This is a genomic window from Sphingobium fuliginis (assembly GCF_004152845.1).
Taxonomy (GTDB): Bacteria; Pseudomonadota; Alphaproteobacteria; order Sphingomonadales; family Sphingomonadaceae; genus Sphingobium; species Sphingobium fuliginis.
The window spans coordinates 42,060-62,312 of sequence record NZ_SEON01000002.1; the positions used below are offsets into that span (position 1 = coordinate 42,060).

The window sequence follows — 20,253 nt, forward strand, 5'->3', positions numbered from 1 at the left end:
CCATGGCTGGATCAGCCCTTCAGCACTTCCAGCAGGGTCGTGCCGAGTTCGGAGGGGCTCGCCGCAACCTTGATGCCGGCTGCTTCCATCGCCGCGATCTTGCTCTCCGCGTCGCCCTTGCCGCCCGACACGATCGCGCCGGCATGGCCCATGCGGCGTCCCGGAGGCGCGGTGCGGCCCGCGATGAAGCCGGCCATCGGCTTCTTGCGGCCCTTCTTGGCTTCGTCGATCAGGAACTGGGCGGCCTGCTCTTCCGCGTCGCCGCCGATTTCACCGATCATGATGATCGATTCGGTGGCGTCGTCGGCCAGGAACAGTTCCAGCACGTCGATGAAGTTGGTGCCGTTCACCGGATCGCCGCCGATGCCGACGGCCGTGGTCTGGCCCAGGCCCGCATTGGTGGTCTGGAACACGGCTTCATAGGTCAGCGTGCCGGAGCGCGAGACGACGCCGACGCTGCCCTTGGAGAAGATGTTGCCCGGCATGATGCCGATCTTGCATTCGCCCGGCGTCAGCAGGCCGGGGCAGTTCGGGCCGATCAGGCGCGACTTCGAACCCGAAAGGGCGCGCTTCACCTTCACCATGTCCAGCACCGGAATGCCTTCGGTGATGCAGACGATCAGCGGGATTTCGGCGTCGATCGCTTCCAGGATCGAGTCGGCCGCGAACGGCGGCGGAACATAGATGACCGACGCGTCGGCGCCGGTCTTCGACTTGGCTTCGGCCACGGTGTCGAACATGGGCAGGCCGATATGGGTCGTGCCGCCCTTGCCCGGCGTGACGCCGCCGACCATCTGCGTGCCATAGGCCAGGGCGGTTTCGGTGTGGAAGGTACCGGTGGCACCGGTCATACCCTGGGTGATGACCTTGGTGTTCTTGTTCACCAGAATGGACATGGGCGTCCCTTCATTTTCTGTGGACGTGGCACTTTGGGTCTAAAGGCGGACCGCCCCAGGCTGCGCACTTACCTGGGACGGTCCGGTGCAAGCTCGTTTGCGGATCAGGCCAGCGAAGGATCGATGCCCTTGCAGGCTTCCAGCAGTTCCTTGACGGCGTCGATCGACACCTGAAGGTTCGCCTTGGCTTCGTCGTCCAGTTCGATCTCGACGACCTGCTCGACACCGCCGGCGCCGATGATCACGGGCACGCCGACATAGAGATTGTCGACGCCGTACTGGCCGGTCAGGTTGGCGGCGCAGGGCAGCAGGCGCTTCTTGTCGCCCAGATAGGCTTCAGCCATGGCGATGGCGCTGGTGGCCGGCGCATAGAAGGCCGAGCCGGTCTTCAGCAGCGCGACGATCTCGCCGCCGCCCGAACGGGTGCGCTGCACGATGGCGTCGATGCGTTCCTTGGTCGAGCGGCCCTGCTTGATCAGGTCGGGAACCGGGATGCCCGCGACGGTCGAATATTCGATCACCGGGACCATCGTGTCGCCATGGCCGCCGAGCACGAAGCTGGTGACGTCCTTGGCCGACACGTTGAATTCTTCCGCGAGGAAATGGTTGAAGCGCGACGAGTCGAGTACGCCCGCCATGCCGACCACCTTGTTGTGCGGCAGGCCGGAAAATTCGCGCAGCGCCCACACCATCGCGTCGAGCGGGTTGGTGATGCAGATGACGAAGGCGTCGGGCGCGTTGGCGGCGATGCCCTCGCCCACGGCCTTCATGACCTTGAGGTTGATGCCCAGCAGGTCGTCGCGGCTCATGCCCGGCTTGCGGGCGACGCCGGCGGTGACGATGATGACGTCCGCACCCGCAATGTCGGCATAATCGTTGGAGCCGGTGATCTTCGCGTCGAAGCCTTCGACCGAAGCGCATTGCGACAGGTCGAGCGCCTTGCCCTGCGGCACGCCTTCGACGACGTCGAAGAGGACGATGTCTCCAAGCCCCTTGAGAGCCGCCAGATGCGCGAGCGTGCCACCGATATTACCAGCGCCGATAAGCGCGATCTTCTTACGGGCCATATGCAATCATCCTCCAAGCCGTAAACTGGAATTGCCAAGAAACCGGAACTGAAAGTGCGCTTAGGCCTATCCGCCCTAGGTTTCAACCGCGCAAAGGCCCGCATGCCAATTTATCTTTGCAATTCATTCGCAATTTCATTAATAGCCGTTTCGCCTCTGTCGCCCACGCGCTCCTACCCTGGCGCATGGCCCTTCCCCACAGCGGCCACCTGCCGCACGCCTCCCTTCAATGGGAGCGTGCGGACCCTTTTTTCCAGAGCGGACAATGGCGAATTCGACGGAGCGAGATTATTTCTCGCCGTGGCCCAGCGCCAGATAGTCGTCGGACTGCATTTCCATCAGGCGGGATACGGTGCGCTCGAACTCGAACGCGCCATCGCCCTCCGGGTATAGACGCGCCGGTTCCGCATCGGCGGAGGCGAGCAGTTTCACCTTATATTCGTAGAGCGCGTCGATCAGCGTCACGAAACGCGCGGCCTCATTGCGTTTCTCCGGCCCCAACACCGGGATGCCGACGATGATGACGGTGTGATATTTGCGGGCGATCGCCAGATAGTCCGGCGCGCCCCGCGCCTCGACGCAGAGGCGCTTGAAGGAAAAGACGGCGACGCCCTTCAGGCTCTTGGGCACATGCAGCGTCCGGCCGCCCTGCACCTTGATGTCCTCGGCCGGAACCTTCGCCCGGTCTTCGACCGGATAGTCGGTCAGGCGGAAAAAGGCTTCCGACAGCGCCCTGGTCGCTTCCGGACCGTTGGGCGCGTGCCACAGGGTCGCATCGCCCAGGCGATCACGGCGATAGTCCGTCGGACCGTTCAGGGTCATGACGTCCAGCTTCGCCTTGATGAGGTCGATGAAGGGCAGGAAAAGCTGGCGGTTGAGACCGTTCTTGTAGAGTTCGTCCGGCTCGCGGTTGGAGGTGGTGACGATCGTCACCCGCTTTTCCAGCAAACCAGTAAAAAGCCGCGACATGATCGCGGCATCGGCCATATTGTTGACGACCATCTCGTCGAAACAGAGCAGCCGCGCCTCCTCCGCCAGCGACTCGACGACCGGGGGGATCGGGTCGCCCGTCTCCGACTTGCGCGCCTCAGCCAGCCGGGCATGGACATCGAGCATGAATTCGTGGAAATGGGCGCGCTTCTTGCGCTGGACATGCACCGTGTCGAAGAACAGGTCCATCAGCATCGACTTGCCGCGCCCGACGCCGCCCCACATGTAAAGGCCGCGCGGCGGTTCCGGCGCCTTTCGCAGCAGCCTCCACAAGGTCGAACCGCGCGGCGGCGACGCCTCCAGTTCCTGCTGGAGCAGGTCCAGGCGCATCGCCGCCGCCCGCTGGTCGGGGTCGGGCCGCAATTCGCCCGCGGTCACGAGCGCGTCGTAACGGGCGATGACGCTGCTCACCCTGGCAGCGGCTTCTTGGGTTCGGGCGCCTTGCGCACGGTCGCGGTCGATGCCGCGATCAGGTCGTCATCCTGGGAAATGGTCAGGCGCAGGAACATCAGCCGCCCCGTCTCCCGCAGCAATTCGACCTCCGCGCGCAGGACGGGACCGATCTTTCCGGAGCCACAATATTGCATGCTGAGGTCAACGGTCACCGCCGCCGCCTGTTCCGGGCGCCCCATCGCCGCCAGGGCCGCGAAATAGGCATGATCGGCAAATCCGGCGAGAAAGCCGCCATGCAGCGCCCCCAGCCGGTTGGCGTGCGACGGCAGGCTTTCCAGCATGACCGTCGCCCTGCCCGCCGCATCGCTGCGCGAATAGCTGGTGCCGATGGCCGAGTCGAGGAACGTGCCCGGCGCCGTGTCGGTCCAGCACGACCAGCCCGCCCAGGGCCCTTCGGCCACCGGGCTCAGATGACCCGCTCCGTCGCTCACCGTGTCAGAGTTGCCGCTCGACCATCATCTTCTTGGTTTCCGCGATCGCCTTGGCCGGGCTCAGGCCCTTGGGGCAGACATTCGCGCAGTTCATGATGGTGTGGCAGCGATAGAGGCGGAAGGGGTCCTCCAGCTCGTCCAGACGCTCGCCGGTATATTCGTCGCGGCTGTCGGCCAGCCAGCGATAGGCCTGGAGCAGGATCGCCGGGCCCAGGAACTTGTCGCTGTTCCACCAGTAGCTGGGGCAGGAGGTCGAGCAGCAGGCGCACAGGATGCACTCATAGAGACCGTCCAGCTTCTCGCGGTCGGCGGGCGACTGGAGCCGTTCCTTGCCGCTGGGCGCCGGGCTGACGGTTTGCAGCCAGGGCTTGATGCTGTTGTACTGGGCGTAGAAATGGGTGAAATCGGGGACCAGATCCTTGATGACGTCCATGTGCGGCAGCGGCGTGACGCGCACTTCCTTGCCCGCGCATTCCTCGATCGAGGTGGTGCAGGCCAGGCCGTTGCGGCCGTTCATGTTCATCGAGCAGGAACCGCAAATGCCCTCGCGGCACGAACGGCGGAAGGTCAGCGTCGGATCATATTCATTCTTGATCTTCAGCAGGGCGTCCAGAACCATCGGCCCGCAATTGTCGAGATCGATCTCGAACGTGTCGTAGCGCGGATTCTGCCCGGAGTCGGGATCGTAGCGATAGACCTTGAAGCTCTTGACGTTCGTCGCGCCGTCGGGCGCCTTGTGGGTTACGCCCTTGGCGCTGATCTTGCTGTTCTTGGGCAGCGAAAATTCGGCCATTGCTCGTCAAGCCTCTTCGGATAATCCTTCAGTCGGCGTTGCGCATAACAAAAAATCTGTAAAGGTCCAGCACTGACGCAATGCAAAAAACGGGTTGCTTGATTTGTGGCGGTCCTGATCGCTACGGCGCGGCACACCCTGGAGAGCCAGCCCGTTGCCGACCGACATCGCCTTCCTCGCCATTGCCGAAGCCCATCAGGTCTATCACTGGCTGCCGGCCGCGCTTGCCCTGTCGCGCCGGGCGGGGGTGAAGGTGCATGTGCTTTCCCCCTCCCGCCTGATCCTGGATCTGGTCGCCAGCTATGATCCGGAAGGCGCGCTGGACCTCATCCGCCTGCGCAGGCCGCCCGCCCAACCCGACTCGCTGTTCCGCCAGCCGTCGCGTTTCCTGACGCTGATGCTGAACTATGCGACGGTCCGCCGCTTTCCCCTGTTGGTGACGACGGAGATTTCCAGCGGCTGGCTGCGCACCATGCCCGGCTTTTCCGCCCGCATGATCCAGATCAAGCATGGCGCGGGCGACCGGGAGGGCGGGTACAAGGCGCGCCATTCCGCCTTCGACCTGACGCTGGTCGCGGGCGAGAAGGACCGGCGGCGGCTGATCGACCGCGGGCTCTGCACGGCACAGGATTGCGCGGTCGGCGGCTATGCGAAGTTCGAGCTGAAGGCCGCGCGGCAACGCTTTTTCGACAATGACCGGCCGGTGCTGCTCTACAATCCGCATTTCGATGCCCAATTGTCGTCCTGGCCCTGCCATGGGCCGGAGGTGCTGGCGGCGCTGGAAGCGCTGGAGGGGTGGAACGTCATCATCGCCCCCCATACCAAGCTTGCCTGCCGCACCGCGCCGATCCGCACGACGGCGCCCCATATCCGCGTCGACATGGGCAGCCGTCATTCCATCGACATGAGCTATACGATGAGCGCGGACGTCTATCTGGGCGACGTGTCGAGTCAGGTCTATGAATATCTGCTCCATCCCCGCCCCTGCATCTTCCTCAATCTCGACCGGCGCGACTGGCGCGGCGATGAGGCCTTTGCCCATTGGCGGCTGGGTCAGGTGATCGAGGATATGGGCGTCCTGCCACAGGCGCTTGATCGCGCGGCGGACTTGCAAGCCGGGTTCGTTGATGCTCAGGAAGCGGCCATGTCCGATTCCATCGACCGATCGCCCACGCCTGCTTCCGAAAGGCAGGCCGACCTCATCCTCGATTTCGCCCGGAAATCCGAAAGGACTGCCGCCGCATGACGCAGACGATCATGACCGCGCTGGGGCCGGTGCGGCTGCTGGGCGACAATGCGACCCGCATCTGGGGCATGTCCAATGCCGAACGCTGCCGCCGCATGGCCGAAAGCGCCGCGAAGAACGGCAGCGCATTGGCGGTGGGGCAAGAACTGCTGTTCAACCTGAGCTACGCCTTCGATCCGATGCTGCTGCGGCTGGTGCTGGAGGAGCCGGGGACGGTCTTCGCCTGGGGCACGGTACCGATCGTCGGGCAGGTGCCCGAAGGCAGCGATCCGCTGAGCGCGCCGCATGTCGTCGATCTGTCGGATGGGCGGAAGCTCTACAACCGGCAACTCCGCAAGCTGGAGCAGCCCTTCGTCCGGGAACTGACGCCCGCGACCCGGCGCGGCATCGAACGGCAAAGCTATTTCGGCGCCTATAAGGGCGTCACCGACCTGCTGACCAAATATCTCTGGCCCGAATTGGCGCTGTGGCTGACGCGGCTGGCCGCCTCCATCGGCATGACGCCCAATATGGTGACGGCCATCGGCGCGACGCTCTGCATATTGGCGACCTGGTTCTTCGCGCAGGGGCTGTATTGGACCGGCATGCTTGCCGGCTTCGTCTTCATGGTGCTGGACACGGTGGACGGGAAGCTGGCCCGCTGCACCATCACCTCGTCCAAATGGGGCAATGTGGCGGACCATGGCGTCGACCTGATCCATCCGCCCTTCTGGTGGTATTTCTGGGGCGTGGGGCTGTCGGCCTGGGGGCTGGCGCTGTCGACGCAGACCTTCGCGCTGGTGATGGCGGCAGTGATCGCGGGCTATGTGCTCCAGCGGCTGATCGAGGGGATGTTCATCAAGGATTTCGGCATGGACATCCATGTCTGGGGCCGGTTCGATAGCTGGTTCCGGCTGATCACCGCGCGGCGCAACCCGAATATGGTGATCCTGTTCGTCGCGCTGCTGGCCGGGCGGCCGGACATCGGGCTGATCGCGCTCGCCTGGTGGACGATCATCTCGCTGGGCGTCCATGCGGTGCGGCTGATGCAGGCCTATGGCGTGAAGCGCTCCGGGCGGCCCATCGTCAGTTGGATGGAGGCAAGGGCATGAACGCGACCATCGGGAAATTCGGCTATCCCGCGACCCTGATCGCGGAGTTCGCGCATTGGCTGGTGTTGCTGCGCCCCGCCCAGCCGACGCTGGGGTCGCTGGTGCTGGCGGCGAAGTCCGACGCCACGGCCTTTGGCGACCTGCCGGCGGAAGCCCATGCCGAACTGGCCCTCGCGACCAAGGCGATCGAAAGCGCGCTGACTGAGGCAGTCGGCTATGAGAAGATCAATTATCTGATGCTGATGATGGTGGACCCGCATGTCCATTTCCATGTGCTGCCCCGCCATGGGGGCAGCCGCGAGCATGAGGGCCTGCGGATAACGGACGCCGGATGGCCGGGACAGCCCGACCTCGGCAGCGCGGTGAAGCTCGACCCCGATCAGATCGCCGCGCTGACGGGCTGGCTCAGGCCCTATTTCGCGTAACGCCCCTCGGCCAGCCAGCGGGCGGTGAGCGTCTTCGCCGCCTCCACATCCTGCGGGAAGTCGACTTCCTGCCAGTCCAGCCCCTCGATGGAGACGGTGCCGACGCGGTTGCCCTTGGCGATGATGTCGATGGCGCGCAGATACCAGCGCTCGACGCCCTCGGGCGTGCGCATCATCTGGTCGATCTGGTTGCGGAAGATCGCCGGCCCCTCGCCCTTGAAGGCCAGCATGCCGATGGATTCGGCATTGGTGTCATGGGGCAGCAGCCGCTTGCCGATGGCAAGCAGGCGGCCGGTCTCGTCCCGGTTCACCTTCATGTCGTCATCGTCATAGTCGCCGGGCTTGACGTCCACGGTGACGGTGATGGCGTCCTCCGCCCCCGCGATCAGCTTCGCCACGATCTCGTCCGAAACGATGGTGTCGCCGTTCAGGATGATGAAGTCCCGATCCATCTCCTCCCGCACGATCCAGCAGGTGCCGAGATTGTCCGCCACCTGAAAAAAGGGGTTGAAGACAGTGCGGATGCGCGCGCCGGTGTCGCGGTAGAGTTGCAGCGCGTGATCCTCCACCCGTTCCGTGCGGAAGCCGGTGACGACGACGATGTCGGTCACGCCATTGGCCACCAGCGCGGCGACCTGCCAGCTGATGAGAGTGCGGCCGTTGAAGTCGATCATGCATTTGGGCACGTCGCGGGTCAGCGGAAGCAGGCGCGATCCCTGGCCCGCGGAAAGGATGATGGCTTTCGAGATAGTCATGCGTCGGGCCATTAAAGCAAAGACAGGCGGAGGGACAGGGTGTGTTGCATCACACCCGGCCCAATCCTAGATAGGCGCGCGCCCCAGCGAAGGCGTTGCATCGAAAGGCCGGAACCCAAGTGACGAGCAAGCGCGGATCGGGTGGCGCTCAGGAAGGCTTCGCCCGCATCCTGGCGAATACCGGCTGGCTGCTGGGCGGCAAGGGCGTGGGCGCGGTGCTGAGCCTTGCCTATCTGGCCATCGTCACGCGAACGCTGGGCGTCGCGGATTTCGGCCGGTTCGCGCTGGTGCTGAGCGCCGCTAACGTCATCAAGACGCTGGTCAGCTTCGACAGCTGGCAGATCGTCGTGCGCTACGGCCAGCCGCATCTGGCCGCGGGCGACGGCGATGCGCTGAACCGGGTGCTGCGCTTCTGCATCCTGATCGACCTTGGCTCCGCCGTGGCGGGCGGGCTGATCGCGGCCTTCATCATCCTCGCCTTCGGACCGCTGATGGAATTGTCGGCGGGCATGGGGTGGCAGGCCTGGATCTTCTGCATGGTGATGATGATCACCATCCGCTCCAGCCCGACCGGCGTTCTGCGTCTGTTCGACCGGTTCGATTCGGGCGCCTTTGCCGAAACCATGATCCCGGTGGGGCGGATGATCGGCGCCGGGCTGGCCTGGGTGCTGACGCCCGATGTCACCGGCTTCCTGATCGCCTGGGGCGCGGCGGAATTGTTGTGCGCGATCAGCTATTGGTGGCTGGCGCTGCGCGTCGGAGGCGAAAGGCTGGGGCGCTGGCGGTCCGGCCGGGCGCTGGACGCGCGCAGGGAAAATCCCGGCATCGTCGGCTTTCTCACCGCCACCAATTTGCAGACGACCCTGTCCTCCGTGGGCCAGCAGGTGGCCGTGCTGGTGGTCGGCCTGTTCGTGGGACCGGCGGGGGCTGGCCTCTACCGGCTTGCCAACCAGCTCGCCAATTCCCTGACAAAGATTTCCAGCCTGCTCTCCCGCAGCATCTTCGTGGAACTGAGCCGCACCCATTCCAGCCATGGCCATGAGGCGCTGGGTACGCTGTTCCGGCGGACCAACCGGCTGGCGCTGATCGCAGGGGCCGTGATCATCGCCCTCATCCTGGCCATCGGCCATCCGCTGCTGGGGCTGATCGCCGGCAAGGCATTTCTGCCGGCCTATCCGCTGCTGCTGCTGCTGGGGATCGCGGCCTGCATCGACCTGGTCGGGGTGAGCTATCGTCCGCTGCTGATGGCGACCGACCGGGCCAGCCTGTCGCTGCGCATCACGCTGGTTTCGACCGCCTTGCTGCTGGGGATGCAGGCGGCCTTGTTGCCGATCTATGGCACGGTCGGGGCGGCAAGCGCGAATATCGTCGCCGCGATCGCGGGCTTTGCCATGATGGGGCTGGCGAGCCGACGGGTTTTGACACAGCCCGGCATGAAGGAAGCAGGCTGAACTAACGGAACCGCGCCGGAGAATAAGGCGCCGGATCGATCCCCATGATCTGCGGCGGCAAAGCCTCTCCCCTGAGAAGGGCAGCGCCCAGCAAGGCCGCAGCGGGCGAGGTCTGGATGCCGAACCCGCCCTGCCCCGCAAACCAGAAAAAGCCCCGCGCCGCCGGATCGAAGCCATAGACCGGCGCCCGGTCGCGGGAGAAGCTGCGCAGCCCGGCCCATTTGCGTTCCACCGCCTCGACCGGCCAGTCGACCACCGCCTCGAAGCGGGCGATCGCTTCCGCCACCGCCATTTCCTCCGGCGCGGCGTCGCAGGGCGGCGAAGGCTCCTCGTCATGGGGCGTGAGCCAGACCCGGCCCTCCCCCTCCGGCTTGAAATAGAATTGCGAGGCAAGGTCCATGACCAGCGGCAGATCGGCCGCAGGCATGGCAGGCACGCGCAACTGCACCACTGTCCGCCGCAGCGGCGCAATGCCAATCGGCACGACCCCGCAGGCCCGGGCCACATCGTCCGCCCAGGCCCCCGCCGCGTTGACGATCATGGTGCAATCGATCGCGCCCCTGTCCGTTTCGACCCGCCAGCCGCCGTCCCGCGCCTCGGCACGCCGCAACGCCGTCGCCAGCCGCACCTCGCCGCCCAGGCGACGGAACAGCCGCAACCAGGCCTGATGCAACGCCGCCACGTCGATGTCGCGCACACCCGGCTCCAGCACGCCCAGCGTCCATTCCGGCCGCAGTCCAGGGACAAGCCCGGCAGGCTCGACCGGAACCAGGTCCACCTTGCCGCCGAACTGCTCCAGCAGGCGGTCCCGCGCCGCCGCATCGCCTGCCCGCCCGATATGCAACGTCCGGCGCGGCGTCAGGAAAGGGGTGTCGGAAAAGTCCGGATCGGGCGCGGCCAGCATCGGTCCCGACGCCGTGGTCAGGGGCTGAACCGCCAGCCCGCCATAGGTCTCCTCCCAGAAGGAGACCGCCCGCCCCGTCGCGTGATAGCCGGCGCTCGGCTCCATCTCCAGCATCAGCACGCTGGCACGGTCCGCCAGCACCGCGCCAAGGCTCGCCCCGGCGATCCCGCCGCCGACAATCACGATGTCGGGCCGGTTCATTCCAGTCCGGCCCGGCCGGGGGCGACTTCATCCAGAAAGCAATCGATCCGCGCCAAGGCATCCAGCCGCACCGGGTCCAGCTCCCGCAATATCTCGTGCGCGGCCTCCCGCCCATAGACATGCAGCCGCGCGCCGGCGATCCGCGCCGCGATCCGCGCGATGGCAGGCGTGGAGACGAGCCGGTCGGTCCGCGCCGCCAGGATGAGCAAGGGCACGGCAATCCGCTCGATCGCGCGCCCCTGCTCCAGCGCGCGAGTCGAATGCAGCGCCTGCGCCACCCATTTCCAGCTCGGCGGGCCCAGCGCCACCTCCCTGCTATGATCGCGCCACCACAGCTCATCGGCATAGCGTTCGGGATCGTGGGTCAGCCGCTTCTGCCGCATGCGCCGCTGGCGTTCCGACTCCTCCTTCTGCGTCCACGCCTGCTTTTCGGCAAAGCCCAGGGCGCACATCGCTTCGGCAATGGCCACCGCCAGCCAGCGCGGCAGGGGCGCGGTGTGCAGTCCCATCATCGGCGCAACCGTCACGGCGGCATCGGGCGGAGCCATCCCCTCCGCCAGCGCGCGCAGCAACAGATGGCCGCCCATGCTGTGACCGACGATCACGCTCGGCCCCACCCCCTGCCCGCGCCAATCGGTGGCGAAGGCTTCAAGGTCGGCGATCCACTGTCCGAAATCGTCGATATGGCCGCATAGCGGATCGCCGGTCGTGCGGCCCGATCCGCCCTGACCGCGCCAGTCGAAGCCGGTGACCGCCCAGTCCCGGTCAGCCCAGTGGCGGATGACCTCAAGATATTTCTCGATCATGTCGCCGCGTCCACCCAGCACCAGCATCCGGCCGCGACCACCTTCGCCCAGCCGGTAGCGGCGAAGGCGCCAGCCATCGGGCGCGGTCCAGTAATCGAGCCGCCCGTCCATCGGCCAGGCGCGCCGGTCGAAGGCAACGGGAACGAAACGGGGCGAATCCATGCGCCGCATGGTTACGCTTTGGTAAGCCATGCGGTCTATAGTTTCGAACCCATGACGGGGGATATTTTCCAAATGGCGCTGATCGGCGCCCTGACAGTGCTGCTGATCGTGGCGTCCGTCACCGATCTGCGGTCGCGCATCATCTCCAACCGGCTCAACCTGACGGTGGCCGCGCTGGCGCCGCTCTGGTGGCTGGCCTGCGGCCTGCCCTTCTGGCCGGGCATGGCGGTGCAGCTGCTGGTGGCGCTGATCGTGTTCATGGCGTTCGCCGCCCTGTTCGCGCTCGGCTGCATGGGCGGCGGCGACGTGAAGCTGCTGGGCGCGCTGGCGCTCTGGTTTCCCTGGCAGGCGACCCTGTCGATGCTGATGCTGATGGCGGTGCTGGGGGGCATCGTCACCATCGTGACCGTCGTGCACCATCGCATGACCCGGCGGCTGGGCCAGCCGCAAATCCCCTATGGCATCGCCATCTCGTTCGCAGCGCTTTGGCTGCTTGGCGAACGATATATTAACCAATTTGCGTGAATAAACGGGGGCTCGGGCGCAACTCGTCCGATTGAGGGAGGCGAATTTCATCATGGATGCCAAGAAGATCGTGCTGCTGGTGGGGGCGCTGATCATAGCGGTCACTACAGCCCTGCTTGCACGCAACATGCTGAGTTCGTCGAGCGCACCGCAAGCGGGCGCCTCGTCCATGCCGGTCGAGGCTGACCAGCCCCATGTGCTGGTCGCGACCAAGGCCCTGCCGGTGGGCACCATCCTGGATGCGGAGAGCTTCCGCTTCCAGCCCTGGCCCAAGGATCTGGTCGAGCAGGCCTATTATATCAAGGGCCAGGCCGATCCGCAGAAGCTGGTGGGCAGCGTCATCCGCACCGCCATTTCCGCCGGCCAGCCGATGACCCTGGGGTCGGTGATCAAGCCGGGCGATCGCGGTTTCCTGGCCGCGGCCCTCGGGCCGGGCATGCGCGCCGTGACCGTGCCGGTGTCGGCGCAGAATTCAGTGGCAGGCTTCGTCTTTCCGGGCGACCGCGTCGACCTGATGCTGACGCAGAGCGTCAGCGGCGGCGGCGAAGGCGAACCGCTCAAGGTCTCCGAAACCATCCTGCGCAATCTGCGCGTGCTCGCCACCGACCAGCGCATGGACGCGCTGGGCGCCGACGGCAAGCCGGTGGTTCAGACCTATTCCAACGTCACCATCGAAGTGACGCCGAAGATTGCGGAGAAGATCGCGGTGGCCCAGACCATCGGCTCGCTCTCGCTCTCGCTGCGCTCGCTCGCGGACAACAGTTCCGAACTGGACGCGGCCATTGCCGGCAGCGACGTCGACCTGCCGGACGGCAGCAATCCCAATGCGGAAAAGAAGCTGCTGGCCAGCATCGCCGCTCGCCCGGTCGACAAGGGCAGCACCTATTCCACAGGCGCCGACGTCTCGCGCTATCAGCGCAGCAGCGTCCCCGCCAAGCCTTTGCAGGCCATGGCTGCTGGCGGCGCTCCCGTCATCGGCGCGCCGGTCGGCGGAGGCATTGTCGGCCAGGGGCCGGTGATCCGCGTCGCCCGCGGAACCAGCGTGACCGTCGTTCCGGTCGGGGGGAAGTAAGATGAAGGGGTTCACTGTTCACACCCGTGCGGCCAGGCCGCACACCCTCTCGGCTCTTGCGGCCAAGCCGCTGCTCGGCCCCGCCATCGCGCTCGGCCTGGCGGTTGCAGCCGCTGCCGCGCCGACCACCGCGCTCAACGCCGCGCCCGCCTCCATGCAGGACAATGCGATCCTGCTCTCCGTGGGCGGCAGCAAGGTCATCAACCTGCCGGCCAAGATGTCGGACGTGGTGATCGGCGATCCGGATGTGGTCGACGTTCATGTCCGTTCGCAGAACCAGCTTTACCTGATCGCGAAGAAGGCGGGCGAAACCACCGTCTTCGCGACGGCGACGAACGGCAAGGTGCTGTTTTCCGGGACGGTGCGGGTCGGCAACAACCTGACCAGCATCGACGACATGCTGAAGCTGGCGATGCCGAACGCGGACATCGCCGTCAACAAGATGAACGGCATGGTCCTGCTGACCGGCACCATCGCCGCGCCGGAAGACGCGGCGGAGGCCGAAAGGCTGACCCAGGCCTTCGTCGGCAAGGAAGTGACCGTGGTCAGCCGCCTGCGCACCGCGACGCCGCTTCAAGTCAACCTGCAGGTCAAGATTGCCGAAGTCAGCAAGGATGTTGGCCATAAGATCGGCATCAGCCTTGCCTCCCGCGATCCTGGACTGGGCAAGGTCGTCGGCAATATTGGCGGCGGCATCCGTAATCCGCTGACCTTCAATGCCGATGGCGGCGGGACGTTCAACAACCTCTACGATGGCAGCTACACGCTCGGCGGCGTCGCCCGTATCCTGGGCATGGACATCGGTGCCGCTCTGGACCTTGCGGAATCGAGTGGTCTTGCCACCACCTTGGCCCAACCCAACCTGACCTCGCTCTCGGGTGAAACCGCCAGCTTCCTGGCAGGCGGCGAATATCCCTACACAATCAGCAATGGCACGCAGGGTAACAGCATCGAGTTCAAGCAATATGGCGTGCAGTTGGCCTTTACACCAACCGTACTTGCTGATGGCCGCATTTCGCTGCGTGTCCGCCCAACCGTGTCGAGCTTGGACTTCTCCGTTGATTCCAGCGTTCCGGCCCTCAAGAGCCGCACCGCCGAAACGACGGTGGAACTGGGTTCAGGTCAGGCCTTCATGATCGCGGGGCTTTTGAGCAGCGAAACGGCTAACAATATCAACAAGGTTCCCGGCCTGGGCAATCTGCCGATCTTGGGGAGCCTCTTCAAGTCGCGCAGCTTCCAGCGCAACGAGACGGAACTCGTTATTCTCGTCACCCCCTATCTGGTGAAGCCGATGAATGCTTCGGACGTGCGCCTGCCGACGGACGGGTTCCGCAACGCCAATGAAGGTCAGGGACTCTTCCTGCAGCAGATGCACGACGGCGTCAGCGGGGCCCGCTCCCCCATGCCGAGCCGCGCGCCGGGCGCTCCGGCGCCCGCGCCGGGTCCGCAAAGCTCCGCCGCTCTGCCGCCGGTTGCCTCTCGTGACACCGGCAAGCGTTCGAAGGACGCCGCGCCCGGCTTCAGCTTCTGATCCGAAGGACGAAAGACATGACTTTCCAGTCTCGCAAGACCCCCGTCCTCCCCGGCCTTGTCCGCCTTGGCGCGCTCGCGCTGATGGCCCTGCCGCTCGCCGGCTGCCAGACCGACCAGGCCGCCAATCGCGGCGTGCAGTCGGTCCATCAGCCGGTCGTCAGCCACACCGCCTTCACCTATGATGTGCAGGCGGCCCCCGATGGCGGCCTCACCGCATCGGAGGCGCGCCGGCTGGACGACTGGTTCGTTTCCATCGGCCTTGGCTATGGCGATCAGGTCGCCGTGGCGACGGATGCGGGCTATTACAGCCCTGCCCTGCGCGAAGGCATAGCCGATGTGGTGGCGCGGCACGGCATGCTGGTGGGCGAAGACGGCACCGCCGTCGCCGGCACCGCGCCGCAGGGCGCCGTGCGCCTGATCGTGCGCCGCGCCACCGCCCGCGTGCCCGGCTGCCCCGACTGGTCGGACAAGCCGGAAACCGACCAGCAACTGGGCGCATCGACCAATTTCGGCTGCGGCGTGAACGGCAATCTGGCCGCGATGATCGCCAATCCGGAGGATCTGGTGCGCGGCCAGACCACCGACAGCGACCTGCGCACCGCCACGTCCAACCGCGCGATTTCGACCTATCGCGAAAAGGCGCCGACCGGTTCCGGCGACCTCAAGACCCTGTCGGGAGGCAATTGACATGAACGCACCCTGGAAACCCGGCGCATCCGGCCAGCGTGACCCCTTCCATGCCTTCGTCTGCGACGATCACAGTTTTGACCTGCTGCGCGTCGTCGCGGCGGAAATGGGCTGGGCGCCGGAAAAGGTGAACAAGGGCGGCATGCGCAACGCCGTGCAGTCCCTGTCGATCACCGCTTCGCCGCAGATCCTGTTCATCGACATGTCGGAAAGCGGCGATCCGCTGAACGACATCAACAGCCTTGCCGAAGTGTGCGAACCCGGCACGGTCGTCATCGCGGCAGGCCAAGTCAATGACGTGCGCCTATATCGCGACCTGCTGGCCAGCGGCATCCAGGACTATCTGCTGAAGCCCTTCGGCGCGGACCAGTTGCGCGACGCGCTGGCGCAGGCGCAGGCCGTATTCTTCGCGCCACGCGATGCGGGGCCGGAACGGCCGCACATGACCACGGCGGTCATCGGCACGCGCGGCGGCGTGGGCGCGTCCAGCTTGGCAACCTCGCTCGCCTGGCTGCTCAGCGACAAGAGGCAGCGCCCGACCGCCCTTCTCGACCTGGACGTCCATTTCGGCACCAACGCGCTGGCGATGGACCTGGAGCCGGGGCGCGGCCTGACCGACGCCATCGAAAATCCCAGCCGCATCGACGGTCTGTTCATCGAACGCGCGATGGTGCGCGCGAGCGACACGCTGGCGATCCTGTCGGCCGAAGCGCCGATCAGCCAGCCCCTGCTGACCGACGGCGGCGCCTTCTACCAGTTGCTGGAGGAGTTCCGCGCGGCTTTCGAATGCAGCGTCATCGACCTGCCGCGCGCCATGCTGATCCAGCATCCGCATCTGATGAGCGACGTGAACGTCACCGTCGTGGTCACGGAACTGACGCTGGCGGCGGCGCGGGATTCGATCCGCATCCTGTCCTGGCTCAAGACCAACGCCCCGCAGTCGCGCGTGCTGGTGGTCGCCAACCGCGTCCACCCCGGCGCGCCGGAAATCAGCCGCAAGGATTTCGAACAGTCGATCGAGCGCAAGGTGGACGTGCTGATCCCCTTCGACCTCAAGGTCGCCTCGCAGGCCGCCAAGCTGGGCAAGACGCTGGCGGAGACGGCCAAGGGCAGCAAGGTCGGGGCCGCCTGCAACACCCTGCTGGATGCGGTATTGGGCGCGGCGGAGGAGGCGGAAGCCGATGAAGGCCGCGCGACCTCGTCGAAGAAGGGCGATTCCCTGCTGGGGAAGATCAGCGATCTCAAGAGCATGATCCCTTCGCGCCGCAAGGGCAAGGCTTCGGCCTGAACAGGATGGGCCGTGCCGCCTGGGGGCGGCATGGCCGCTTTGATGGAACCGGATAAGAAACGGGCAGGCACATGAACGGCAATATCATCCTGATGGCGGTGCTGCTCGCAACCATGCTGGGCCTGATCGTCATGGCCTTTGGCGGCCCGTCGCCCGAAAAGGCGCAGAAGCGCCGCATGGAACTGATCCGCGGCCGGCACAGCGATTCCACCGACGTCATATTGGAAGCGCGCATGCGCAAGGCGATCTCGAACCGCCCGGCCGGCAATGAATCGTCGATGCTGGTGTCCCTGGTGCCCAATCCGGAAAACCTCGCCAAGCGTATCCGCATGACCGGCAAGAAATGGACCGTCAGCCAGTATATGACCGCCTGCGCCGTGATCTTCCTGCTGCTGTCCGCCGTGCTGATGCTGCGCGGATTCCCGCCGCTGTTCGCCGTGATGCTGGGCCTCGCGGCGGGGCTTGGCCTGCCGCATATGTGGATCAGCCGGCTCATCAAGGGCCGCGTGCTGAAATTCAACGCCAAGTTTCCAGACGCATTGGAACTGCTGACCCGGGGCCTGCGCTCGGGCCTTCCCATTGCCGAGACGCTGAACGTCGTGTCGAGCGAAGTGCCGGGACCGGTGGGCGAGGAATTCAAGCTGATCACCGAACGCATCAAGATCGGCAAGACCATGGATCAGGCGTTGCAGGAGACCGCCGACCGGCTGGGCACGCCCGAGTTCCAATTCTTCGTCATCAGCCTGGCGATCCAGCGCGAAACCGGCGGCAATCTGGCGGAAACCCTGTCCAACCTCGCCAACGTGCTGCGCCAGCGCGCGCAGATGAAGCTCAAGATCCGGGCGATGTCCTCGGAATCCAAGGCGTCGGCCTATATTATCGGCGTGCTGCCTTTCACGGTATTCGGCCTGATCTGCTACATCAACTACGATTACATGTCCCCCTTCTTCACGCCCGACCCAGCCGGGATATTCGGCCTTTCGACCATGCAGGTGGTCGGCATCGGCGGCATGTGCTGGATGGCGATCGGCGCCTTCATCATGGCGCAGATGATCAACTTCGAAATCTGAGGAAGCCGACAAGATGGAAAGCACACCCGTCCCCGCCGGCACCCTCTTCGGCCTGACCGCCACTGATTTCGGCACGCTGCTCGCCGCCCTGGCGACACTGGCGACGCTGTTCGCGCTTTATGCGGTCATGACCGTGCGCGATCCGATGGCAAAGCGCGTCAAGGCGCTCAACGAACGGCGCGAACAGCTGAAGGCCGGCATCACCGCCTCCACCGCGCGCCGCCGCGCCAAGCTGGTGAAGAAGAACCAGACGACCGACCAGATGCGGTCGCTCCTCTCCAGCCTGAAGGTGCTGCAGGACGATCAGCTCAAGGAAGCGCAGATCAAGCTGGCCCAGGCCGGCATCCGGTCGAAGGACTGGGCGGTCGCGGTGATCTTCGGCCGCATGATCCTGCCGATCGTCATCGGCGGCATGGCGGCGCTGCTGCTCTATGCTGTGGGCATCTTCCCCGAATGGGGCGGCGCGAAGCGCTTCATGGCGTTCGCCGGCGCGTTGCTGCTGTCCTACAAGGCGCCCGACATCTTCATCGACAACAAGATCCAGAAGCGTTCCGCCGCGATCCGCAAGGGGCTGCCGGACGCGCTGGACCTGCTGGTGATCTGCGCCGAGGCTGGATTGACCGTCGACGCCGCCTTCAGCCGCGTCGCCCGTGAACTGGGCAAGGCCTATCCGGAACTGGGCGATGAATTCCACCTGACCGCCATCGAACTCAGCTTCCTTACAGAGCGGCGCATGGCCTTCGAGAACCTGGCCACCCGCGTCAAGCTGGACGCGATCAAGGGCGTGGTCACGACCATGATCCAGACGGAAAAATACGGCACGCCGCTGGCTTCGGCCCTGCGCGTGCTGTCCGCCGAATTCCGCCACGAACGCATGATGCGTGCCGAGGAAAAGGCCGCGCGCCTGCCCGCGATCATGACCGTGCCGCTGATTCTCTTCATCCTGCCGACCCTGTTCGTCGTCATCCTGGGTCCGGCCGCCTGCTCGATCAGCCAGGCCTTCTAAAATTTTGAAGGGGCGCAGGCGCGTTGCCGTAGCGTCCCTTCGAACGCCCGCGAAAGCCGCTGATTTTCCGCCTTGGCGAAGCGGCCGATCCTGCCCTATCCCCTTTTGCAAAGACGCAAAACCGGAGAGGTCCATGGTCGCCATCACCCGCATCGCCGCCCGCGCCGCGCTGCCCATCCTGCCCCTGTTCGCCGCCCTGCCCGCGCAGGCCGCCCAGCCCATCACAGGCCGCTGGGCCACGGTCGACGGCAAGGCCATCGTCCAGATCGCCCCCTGCGGCAAGACGCTCTGCGGGCGGATAGAAAAGATCGTGAAACCCACCCCCGGCCGCCCCCAGACCGACATCAAGAACCCCGATCCGGCCCAGCGCGGCAAGCCGCTGACCGGTCTGGCGCTGCTCACCGGCTTTGCCGACGCGGGCGATCTGTGGAAAGGGTCGATCTACGATCCGGAAAGCGGCAAGACCTATAACAGCAAGGTCAGCCGAAACGGCGACGGCACGTTGAAGGTGCAGGGTTGCATCATGATGTTTTGCAAGACCCAGACATGGACGCCCATGCGCTGATCGGCTGACCTCTTTTTGGATGAAGCCAGCCATTCCCCCTCCGCGGGCGGGAGGGGGTGAGCCAGCGCGACATCTGCGGAGATTCCCAACGGCCAGGCCGGAAACTCGCTACGCTCGCGCTCACCCTCCGCCTCCCGCCCAAAAACGAAATGCCCCGGCCAAGGCCGGGGCATTTCGTTTTAGAGCAGATTCCGATCCGATTGCATCGGCTCGACTGCTCTCAGTTTTTGTTTTGTCGCGTTTTCCGAGTCAGCAGATGATTCCATCTGCTTGGAAGACGCTCTAGCTCTGCCGCTGGGATCAGGCCGCCTTGCGCGCCTTGGTCAGCTTCTTCATCAGCATGTCCCGCTTCAACCGCGACAGATGGTCGATGAACAGCACGCCCTGCAGATGATCCATCTCATGCTGGAGGCAGGTGGCCAGCAACCCTTCCAGCCGCTCCTCATGGATGCGTCCGTCCCTGTCCATCCAGCTCGCGCGGATGCTCGCCGGCCGCTCCACTTCCGCAAACTGGTCGGGGACGGACAGGCAGCCCTCATTATAGACCGACAGGTCCTCCGATCCTTCCAGGATTTCCGGATTGATGAACACCATCGGCTTCCTGACCGGCGGCGCGCCCTCCTCATCGGATTCGGGTTCCTGCAGGTCGATCACCAGCACCCGCTTGGGTACGCCCACCTGGATCGCGGCCAGGCCGATGCCCGGCGCGTCGTACATGGTTTCGAACATGTCGTCGATCAGACGCTGCAATTCGTCATCGATCGCCTCCACCGGAGACGAGATGGTACGCAGGCGCGGATCGGGCGCCTCCAGGATAGGAAGAATGGCCATGGAAC

The 20,253-nt window shown here is 65.4% G+C and carries 21 protein-coding genes; 12 read left to right on the forward strand and 9 right to left on the reverse strand.

Going from position 1 to position 20,253, the window contains the following annotated elements; translation table 11 throughout:
* Positions 1-11: 11 nt before the first annotated feature.
* The 5 genes from sucD to EWH10_RS05185 form a co-directional block, all read right to left on the reverse strand.
* Complete coding sequence (sucD, locus tag EWH10_RS05165; RefSeq protein WP_025547828.1) at positions 12-896, reverse strand: succinate--CoA ligase subunit alpha; 885 nt, start codon at positions 894-896, stop codon at positions 12-14.
* Positions 897-1,000: 104 nt separating this feature from the next.
* On the reverse strand, positions 1,001-1,963 hold the full coding sequence (mdh, locus tag EWH10_RS05170) for a malate dehydrogenase (protein ID WP_044661781.1): 963 nt from the start codon (positions 1,961-1,963) through the stop codon (positions 1,001-1,003).
* A 288-nt stretch (positions 1,964-2,251) separates the two neighbouring features.
* Positions 2,252-3,364 carry a cell division protein ZapE gene (gene zapE / locus EWH10_RS05175; RefSeq protein ID WP_044661780.1) on the reverse strand — a complete coding sequence of 371 codons (1,113 nt, stop codon included), beginning with the start codon at positions 3,362-3,364 and terminating at the stop codon, positions 2,252-2,254.
* Positions 3,361-3,807, reverse strand: coding sequence for a PaaI family thioesterase (locus EWH10_RS05180; RefSeq protein ID WP_044663071.1), 447 nt, complete (start codon positions 3,805-3,807; stop codon positions 3,361-3,363). The genes zapE and EWH10_RS05180 overlap by 4 nt, the downstream gene beginning before the upstream one ends.
* A 34-nt stretch (positions 3,808-3,841) precedes the next feature.
* Complete coding sequence (locus EWH10_RS05185; RefSeq protein WP_025547823.1) at positions 3,842-4,630, reverse strand: succinate dehydrogenase iron-sulfur subunit; 789 nt, start codon at positions 4,628-4,630, stop codon at positions 3,842-3,844.
* Between the two features lie 154 nt (positions 4,631-4,784).
* Between EWH10_RS05185 and EWH10_RS05190 the strand changes: the two genes are divergently transcribed.
* The 3 genes from EWH10_RS05190 to EWH10_RS05200 are packed head-to-tail and all read left to right on the forward strand — an operon-like array spanning position 4,785 to position 7,392.
* Entirely contained in the window at positions 4,785-5,876 is a 1,092-nt protein-coding gene (locus EWH10_RS05190) for a hypothetical protein (protein WP_044661779.1), read from the forward strand.
* Entirely contained in the window at positions 5,873-6,967 is a 1,095-nt protein-coding gene (locus EWH10_RS05195; RefSeq protein WP_044661778.1) for a CDP-alcohol phosphatidyltransferase family protein, read from the forward strand. Before EWH10_RS05190 ends, EWH10_RS05195 begins: the two co-directional genes overlap by 4 nt.
* Positions 6,964-7,392, forward strand: a complete 429-nt coding sequence (locus EWH10_RS05200) for an HIT family protein (protein WP_044661777.1) — start codon at positions 6,964-6,966, stop codon at positions 7,390-7,392. Before EWH10_RS05195 ends, EWH10_RS05200 begins: the two co-directional genes overlap by 4 nt.
* Here the strand turns inward: EWH10_RS05200 and EWH10_RS05205 are convergent.
* Positions 7,380-8,147 (reverse strand): phosphocholine cytidylyltransferase family protein, encoded by a 768-nt coding sequence (locus EWH10_RS05205; protein ID WP_044661776.1) that lies wholly within the window; start codon positions 8,145-8,147, stop codon positions 7,380-7,382. The two genes, EWH10_RS05200 and EWH10_RS05205, sit on opposite strands and share 13 nt — an antisense overlap.
* A gap of 119 nt (positions 8,148-8,266) precedes the next feature.
* Here EWH10_RS05205 and EWH10_RS05210 point away from each other — a divergent pair, with 119 nt between their 5' ends.
* Positions 8,267-9,598, forward strand: coding sequence for a lipopolysaccharide biosynthesis protein (locus tag EWH10_RS05210; protein WP_044661775.1), 1,332 nt, complete (start codon positions 8,267-8,269; stop codon positions 9,596-9,598).
* A 1-nt stretch (position 9,599) separates the two neighbouring features.
* Here EWH10_RS05210 and EWH10_RS05215 read toward each other — a convergent pair whose 3' ends face one another.
* Positions 9,600-10,703: an NAD(P)/FAD-dependent oxidoreductase gene (locus tag EWH10_RS05215; RefSeq protein ID WP_025547816.1), complete on the reverse strand. Its 1,104-nt coding sequence runs from the start codon at positions 10,701-10,703 to the stop codon at positions 9,600-9,602.
* Positions 10,700-11,680, reverse strand: coding sequence for an alpha/beta hydrolase (locus EWH10_RS05220; RefSeq protein ID WP_083199215.1), 981 nt, complete (start codon positions 11,678-11,680; stop codon positions 10,700-10,702). The genes EWH10_RS05215 and EWH10_RS05220 overlap by 4 nt, the downstream gene beginning before the upstream one ends.
* A gap of 63 nt (positions 11,681-11,743) precedes the next feature.
* On the opposite strand from EWH10_RS05220, the gene EWH10_RS05225 reads away from it, so the two are divergent.
* The 8 genes from EWH10_RS05225 to EWH10_RS05260 all read left to right on the forward strand — a co-directional run bounded on the left by EWH10_RS05225 (position 11,744) and on the right by EWH10_RS05260 (position 19,417).
* Positions 11,744-12,196, forward strand: coding sequence for an A24 family peptidase (locus EWH10_RS05225; protein ID WP_082166087.1), 453 nt, complete (start codon positions 11,744-11,746; stop codon positions 12,194-12,196).
* A gap of 52 nt (positions 12,197-12,248) precedes the next feature.
* Positions 12,249-13,268, forward strand: a complete 1,020-nt coding sequence (gene cpaB, locus EWH10_RS05230; RefSeq protein ID WP_025547811.1) for a Flp pilus assembly protein CpaB — start codon at positions 12,249-12,251, stop codon at positions 13,266-13,268.
* Position 13,269: 1 nt separating this feature from the next.
* Entirely contained in the window at positions 13,270-14,799 is a 1,530-nt protein-coding gene (locus tag EWH10_RS05235) for a type II and III secretion system protein family protein (protein ID WP_044661774.1), read from the forward strand.
* Positions 14,800-14,816: 17 nt separating this feature from the next.
* Positions 14,817-15,488 (forward strand): CpaD family pilus assembly protein, encoded by a 672-nt coding sequence (locus EWH10_RS05240; RefSeq protein WP_044661773.1) that lies wholly within the window; start codon positions 14,817-14,819, stop codon positions 15,486-15,488.
* Position 15,489: 1 nt separating this feature from the next.
* Positions 15,490-16,776, forward strand: a complete 1,287-nt coding sequence (locus tag EWH10_RS05245; protein ID WP_044661772.1) for a pilus assembly protein CpaE — start codon at positions 15,490-15,492, stop codon at positions 16,774-16,776.
* Between the two features lie 71 nt (positions 16,777-16,847).
* Entirely contained in the window at positions 16,848-17,846 is a 999-nt protein-coding gene (locus tag EWH10_RS05250) for a type II secretion system F family protein (protein WP_044661771.1), read from the forward strand.
* A 13-nt stretch (positions 17,847-17,859) separates the two neighbouring features.
* On the forward strand, positions 17,860-18,852 hold the full coding sequence (locus EWH10_RS05255; protein ID WP_025547806.1) for a type II secretion system F family protein: 993 nt from the start codon (positions 17,860-17,862) through the stop codon (positions 18,850-18,852).
* A 133-nt stretch (positions 18,853-18,985) separates the two neighbouring features.
* Complete coding sequence (locus tag EWH10_RS05260; protein ID WP_065847693.1) at positions 18,986-19,417, forward strand: DUF2147 domain-containing protein; 432 nt, start codon at positions 18,986-18,988, stop codon at positions 19,415-19,417.
* A 300-nt stretch (positions 19,418-19,717) separates the two neighbouring features.
* Here EWH10_RS05260 and def read toward each other — a convergent pair whose 3' ends face one another.
* A complete protein-coding gene (def, locus tag EWH10_RS05265) occupies positions 19,718-20,248 on the reverse strand; it encodes a peptide deformylase (RefSeq protein ID WP_044663069.1) in 531 nt (176 codons plus the stop codon).
* Positions 20,249-20,253: the final 5 nt, after the last annotated feature.